5 protein-coding genes are annotated in these 6,188 nt (G+C 63.4%); 3 read left to right on the top strand and 2 right to left on the bottom strand.

Annotation, left to right across the window (positions count from 1 at the left end; translation table 11 throughout):
* Positions 1-52: 52 nt before the first annotated feature.
* The gene (flgE, locus tag ROR02_RS02375) at positions 53-1,348 is read right to left on the bottom strand and encodes a flagellar hook protein FlgE (protein WP_147162406.1); all 1,296 of its coding nucleotides are present in this window, start codon (positions 1,346-1,348) and stop codon (positions 53-55) included.
* Between the two features lie 36 nt (positions 1,349-1,384).
* Positions 1,385-2,080, bottom strand: a complete 696-nt coding sequence (locus ROR02_RS02370; protein ID WP_147162405.1) for a flagellar hook assembly protein FlgD — start codon at positions 2,078-2,080, stop codon at positions 1,385-1,387.
* A 248-nt stretch (positions 2,081-2,328) separates the two neighbouring features.
* On the opposite strand from ROR02_RS02370, the gene ROR02_RS02365 reads away from it, so the two are divergent.
* The 3 genes from ROR02_RS02365 to ROR02_RS02355 all read left to right on the top strand — a co-directional run bounded on the left by ROR02_RS02365 (position 2,329) and on the right by ROR02_RS02355 (position 6,118).
* Positions 2,329-3,810: a flagellin N-terminal helical domain-containing protein gene (locus ROR02_RS02365; RefSeq protein ID WP_147162404.1), complete on the top strand. Its 1,482-nt coding sequence runs from the start codon at positions 2,329-2,331 to the stop codon at positions 3,808-3,810.
* A 110-nt stretch (positions 3,811-3,920) separates the two neighbouring features.
* The gene (gene fliD, locus ROR02_RS02360; RefSeq protein ID WP_147162403.1) at positions 3,921-5,603 is read left to right on the top strand and encodes a flagellar filament capping protein FliD; all 1,683 of its coding nucleotides are present in this window, start codon (positions 3,921-3,923) and stop codon (positions 5,601-5,603) included.
* Between the two features lie 83 nt (positions 5,604-5,686).
* A complete protein-coding gene (locus ROR02_RS02355; RefSeq protein WP_147162402.1) occupies positions 5,687-6,118 on the top strand; it encodes a flagellar protein FliS in 432 nt (143 codons plus the stop codon).
* The last annotated feature ends 70 nt before the right edge of the window (positions 6,119-6,188 follow it).

Genomic DNA, 6,188 nt, shown 5'->3' with positions numbered 1-6,188 from the left:
GGGGGCGGGGGCGGGGGCGGGGGAGGGAGAGGGAGAACGGGCGGTCATGGGCTCACCGTTTGGCGCTGATCAGGTCGTCGAACATTTCCTGGGCGGATTCGACGATCTGGGTGGCGGCGCTGTAGGCCTGCTGGGCGGTGATCAGCTTGCTGAACTCGTCGGCGGTATCGACTGTCGAGCTTTCCAGGGAGCCCGCGAAAATGGTCCCCGACCCGCTGGTGCCGGGCAGGACATAGGTTTGGGAGCCGGACTGGACGGTGGGCAGGTACACGTTGCCCGAGGCGGCTTCCAGGCCGTTCGGGTTTTGGAAAGTCGCGAGCGGAATCTGGTAGATGGCGTAGCTCACGCCATTGTCGAAGTTGGCGTAGACCAGGCCATCCTCGGTGACGGTGGCGCTTTGAAAGGCGCCGTAGCGCACGCCATCTTGCGAGATGGTATCCAGCTCGATTTCAACATCGCCGCTGCTGGACGAATACTGGCTGAGGCCGTTGGCCTTTCCCACCGTGCCGGCGCTGTAGGCTATAGTGCTGTCCTGGGCTCCGGTGTTCCATGTCACGTCCAGGCTGTAGCTCGTCATGGAGGCATCGACCGGCGCCGTGCTGGCCAGGGTGCCGTCGCCGTTGAACGTGATCACCAGCCCGGCGGCCGAGGCCGTGCTCAGTGTTCCCGACTGGGTGAGGCCGTCCGACGAGTACAAAGGCTCGGACGGCACCATGGTCCATTCGTTCAAGGCGGTCTTGGTGTAGGTCAGGTCGATGGTGTGGGCGACGCCCAGGCTGTCGAAAACCTCGACCGAGGCTTGCACGCTGTCGCCGACGGCGGCGTTGACGGGGAGATTGGCCTTGACGGCCAGGTTGCTGGTGGCAACGGCGGTGCCGTTGATTGCGTCCAGGTTGATGGGCTCCAGGGCGGCGGCCGAGGTGCCGCCCGTGATCTCGCCCGACAGGTTGGTCGAATATCCCTGGATATAGTATCCGTTGCTGTTGACAAGATATCCTTCGTCGTCGGTGTCGAAGTCACCAACGCGTGTGTAATAGAACACATCGCTGTCAACGTCGCTGGTAACAACGAAGAAGCCGTTGCCGTCAATGGCCAGGTCTGTTTCGTTCTCCGTGCCAATAATAACGCCCTGGGTGGCGATGCTCTGGCTGGGATTGGCGATCACCCCCGCGCCGGTGAAGTTCACCTGCGAGCTGGCACCGGTGACCAGGCTGTAAAAACTGGCGTTGGTCGATTTGTAGCCAATGGTCTCGCTGTTGGCGAGGTTGTTGGAAATGGCCGACACGGCGGCCGACTGGGCATTGAGCGCGGAAACGGCGGTATACAGCGAGCTGCTGAGGCTGCCCATGATGGGATCTCCTTGAGCAAAGGGAAGGGCAGGGCCTCAGGCGTCGGTTTCGTCGACGGTTCTGGCGCTGATGATGGTGTCGAGGCCGGTCGTGTCGCCGTTGGCGAGCACCAGTTCCGGGGCGCCGCTGGTCCAGACCACCTGCCGGGCGATGCTGGTGGCTTCCAGATCAACGCTTTCGGTGGTGTCGTCGGCGAGGTTGGCGGTCACCACCAAGGTGTAGTCACCGTCATCGGCGGTGGCGCCGCTGGTTTTTGTGCCGTCCCAGGTGTAGGTGTAGTCACTGCCGGCGTCGGGCTCGACGGTGGTTTCGAAAACGGTGAGGCCGTTTTCGTTCTGGATCTCGATGGTCAGGGACTCCGCTTCGTCGGGCACGGTCATCGCCCACGACAGCGCATCACCCGAAAAATTCTGCTCCGAGGCGTCGTAGGTCACTTCCTTGCCCAGGAAGGACAGGGCCACTTGCGAGGAATCGTTGCTGGTGGCCAGAACCAGGTTTTCAAGGTACTGGTTCGAAAGAATCTGCTGCTCGATCGATGAATAGCTAAGAAGCTGTTGAGTCAGTTCATCGGTATCGGTGGGATCAAGCGGGCTTTGATTTTGAAGCTGCGCCGTGAGCAGCGAGATAAACATGTCGTAGTTGTCGGACAACGACGCCAGCGACGAGGCCGTGGTGGTGGAAAGCCCGCTGCTGTAGGTCGTCGCGACGGTGCTCGTGCTGTCGATGGACATGGCGCCTCGCCTTTCGTTCTCCGGGGAACCGGGGAACGGGCGAGCCCAACCCCGGCGTCTTGAAGGGAAAGACGCGTGAGGGGCGCCAATCCTGGCGCGGGGGGCGCAAATATTTTTTTTGGGGTCCGCGCGCCAGGAAACGGCGCCGGGCTGCGTTCCATACCTGAACGGCACGGGACGGGACCGTCCAGGCCGGGTGAACCGGGCCAGAAGTGGCCTTGGGATGCGATTGGAAAGGAACGCTGATCATGCCCGTCATCACGACGAACACCGCGGCCAACTCGGCCCTGCGCTATCTCAACATCAACCAGTCCGACCAGACCACGGCGCTGAACCGCATTGCCAGCGGCTCGAAGATCACGTCGGCCAGCGATGACGCCGCCGGGCTTGCCGTGTCGATGAAGCTGCAAAACGACACGGCGGTGCTCAATCAGGCCCAGACGAACGCGTCGCACGCCTCGGCCATGCTGGAAACCGCCGACGGGGCCATGTCGGAAATCGCCGACATCCTGGAGCGCATGAAGGTCCTGGCCACCTCGTCCCTGTCGGGCGCCGTGGAATCCGAACGCGCCAACATCGACGCCGAATATCAGCAGCTGATTTCGGAACTGAACGACATCGCGGCCAACACCGAATTCAACGGAACCGCGTTGCTGGATGGCACCTACACCGGCTCGACGGTGGAAGGGAAGACGACCTACGTCGATACCGCGACTGAATCAATCGCGGGCGGCGCGTCCATCGCGGCCGGCGACACCATCACCCTGACCTATGATTCCAAGACCATCGAGGTCACGGCCACGGGCGGCGCGACCAGCATTCAGTCCGACATTGATGCCGCGTTGAACGCGGCCGGGTACGAGGCCGGGGCGATCAAGGCCAGCATCAACACCACGGCCCTGGTGCTGACCGAGCAGTCCACCGACAGCAAGCTGACGGCGGCGAGCGCGACCATCGGCGGCAGCGCGGCGACGGTGACCCACACCGCCGCGGTTGCGGCCAGCAAGCAATCGACCCTGACCTTGAACGCCGGCCTGACCGGCGCCGACAGCAACCTGACGGCTGGCGACAAGGTGTCGTTCGACGTTAACGGCACCACGGTCAGCTTCGAAATCGCCAACGCGTCGGGTGGCACGGCACCCACCACGGCGTCGATCCAGACCCAACTGGACGCGGCGCTGACCGAGGCCGGGGTGTCGGCGAACCTCACCGCGACATACGATGCCACCACCGGCTCCCTGGAGATCGAAACCGACGCGGGCGACACCGTGGACCTGTCCAACGGCGTGTTCACCGACAAGGACTCCTCGTCGCACAACTCGACCCTGGACTTCATGGTCGGCACGTCGAGCGCGGACATCATCAGCGTGAGCATCGCCGACATGCGGACCTCGGAACTGGGGGCGAGCAGCGGCACGGCGCTTTCCTCCACCTCGGTCGATACCAGCGCCAACGCGACCAAGGCGCTCGATGTCCTGGACGCGGCCGTCGCCGACGTGGCCGAGGCCCGCGCCACCCTGGGCGCGCAGATGTCGCGCTTCGAGTACCGGAGCGACTCGCTGGCCACCACCGAGGAAAACCTGGACGCCGCCCAGTCCGCGATCACCGACGCCGACGTGGCCGAGGAACAGGCCAACCTGTCGTCGGCGCAGGTGCTGACCAACGCCGCCATCGCGGCGCTGAGCCAAGCCAATGAAATGCCGCAGGATCTGATGCGGCTTTTCAACTAGGCGGCGCGCCCCCTGGGGGGGAGGAAGCCGGCCGGTCCGGCTTCCCCCTTTCCAACGGGATCAACGAGCTTGCGTGAGGCAGCGGCCGCACGGGCGGCAGGAGACCGGCCATGACCACCATCACCAGCAGTTCGTATGTGACGGGCAGCAGCGGGACCACCTACCTGTCGGGGTTGTCGGACCTGGACACGTCTGCCCTGATCGAAGCGGCGGTGGAAGCCAAGATGCAGCCGGCCTATCGCCTGGACGACAAGATCAGCGCGCTGGAAACCGAGGAATCCGCCTTCTCCGAGATGACGTCGCTGCTTTCGGCGGTGTCGGAAGCCTTGGAACCCCTTGCCAGCGCGTCGGTCCTGTCGTCGTCCAGCGATACGACCTCGGCCTTCGCCGGCCGGTCCGCCTATCTCACGTCCTCCTTGGACACACCCGCCAATTACGTGGGCCTCACGGTGACCGACGAGGCGGACCTGGGCAATTACACCCTTTCCGTGGAGCAACTGGCCACCACCCAGAAAGTCGCCTCGCAGGGATTGAGTGCCGGCACCGCGCTGGGCGTGGACGGGTCGTTCACGCTTCAGGCGGACGACGGCACGGCCGTGGACATCACCGTGGACGCCTCGATGACCGCGTCGGACATCGCCGAGGCGATCAACGAGCAAAGCGCCACCAGCGGCGTGGTCGCCACCGTGGTGCGCACGGGCAGCAATGAACAGACCCTGGTCTTGTCCAGTGTCAACACCGGGCAAGCCTTCACCCTGACCGAGACCAGCGGCACGGCGGGCCAGGCGCTGGGGCTTGTGGACTCGTCGGGTGATTTCGTGAAGCCGGTCCAGGAGGCCCAGCAGGCCATCTTGACCCTGGACGGCGTGACCGTCACCAGCGACAGCAATGATATCAAGGATCTGCTGCCCGGGGTGTCGGTCAACCTGTACGCCGCGACCGGGGGCGAGACCATCGCGGTCGAGGTGGGGCAAGATCTGGGCGCCGCCCTTGATGCCATCGAGGCATTCGTGGAGGCCTACAACGCCTATCGCGAATTCGCGCTGACCCAGCAGGCAACCGACGAGTCCGGCGCCGCCGATGACGCGGTTCTGTTCGGGGATTCCACCTTGAAGGGCGTCAACGCGGCGCTTTACAGCGCGCTCAATACCTCGGTCACGGTGGACGGCACGACCTACACCTTGTCCGACATGGGCTTGTCGTTCAACGACGACAACACCCTCGCCCTGGACGGCGACGTGATCGAGGAAATGCTTCTGCAAAACCCCGATGTCGTCGAAGCGTTCTTTTGCAGCAGCGTGTCTTGCGACTCCTCCAGCCTGGGGGTGGTCAGCCTGCCCGCGACCATGCCCTCGGGCACCTACACCCTCGACATCGATGTTGACGAAGCCACGGGAAAGATCGCCAGCGCTACCTTGAACGGCGTGGCCCTGACCGTGTCGGGCACGACTTTGTCGGGGCCGGACGGGTCGATCTACGAAGACCTGTGGATGGGGTATTCCGGGACGGGTGATGCCACGATCACGCTGGCCGTGAGCACCGGCCTGGCCGACGCCCTGACCACGGCGATCGACGACTACACCAACGCCGGCGACGGACGCATCACGACCCGTCTTTCCTCGATCGCCGACGACATCACCGGCAAACAGGAAAAACGCGATCGAATCGCCGAGCGCGCGGGGGATTACGAAGAAAGAATGATCGCCTATTACGCAAAACTCGAAGAACAAATCTCGATGGCAGACATCCGCTTGCAGCAGATCGAGGCCTTGTTCTATGGCGATGACGATTGATTTCCGATCACCTTTTCAATCCAGCGTCACAGGGAAGATACCCCGTTTCTTCCCGAATTCTTCTTGCCATTGGGAGAACCCCCATGACTGCTTCCCGCAGTGCCCTTCAGGCCTATAACCGGGCGCGCGGCGCCCAGCCGCCCCTGATGCTGACCGTCGAGGTCTACGACGCGGCCCTGACCCAGGTGGCGCGTGCCAAGGCCGCCCGAGTCGCGAATCGGCGCGACGAGGAGTTCCGGTTCATGACCAAGGCGACCCGGATTTTGAGCGAACTGGATGGCTGCCTCAATCGTCGCGACGAACGGGCACAGGATATGTCCAAAATGCTGAGTCGGTACTACAAGCAAACCATACTTCAGCTTCATGCCGCCCTTCGGACCCGGGGCGAAAGTGCCATTGATCGCTACGGCAGCGTCCACCGCCAGATTTTGATCATGCGCGATGCGTGGGCCAGACTTGCCGGTTTGCCGCCCTTGATGGTCTCCGACATACCAAAACTGCCGATGGTCGGGTAAATTCTTCCCAGTGACCTCTCCCGACGTGGCTGATACAATTTTTTACAGGAGGCGGGTCGCGGTGATGAGC

It is taken from the genome of Pararhodospirillum oryzae (genome assembly GCF_007992075.1).
GTDB lineage: Bacteria > Pseudomonadota > Alphaproteobacteria > Rhodospirillales > Rhodospirillaceae > Pararhodospirillum > Pararhodospirillum oryzae.
The sequence above is the reverse complement of the archived record's forward strand: the minus strand, read 5'-3'. Positions and strand labels throughout refer to the sequence as shown.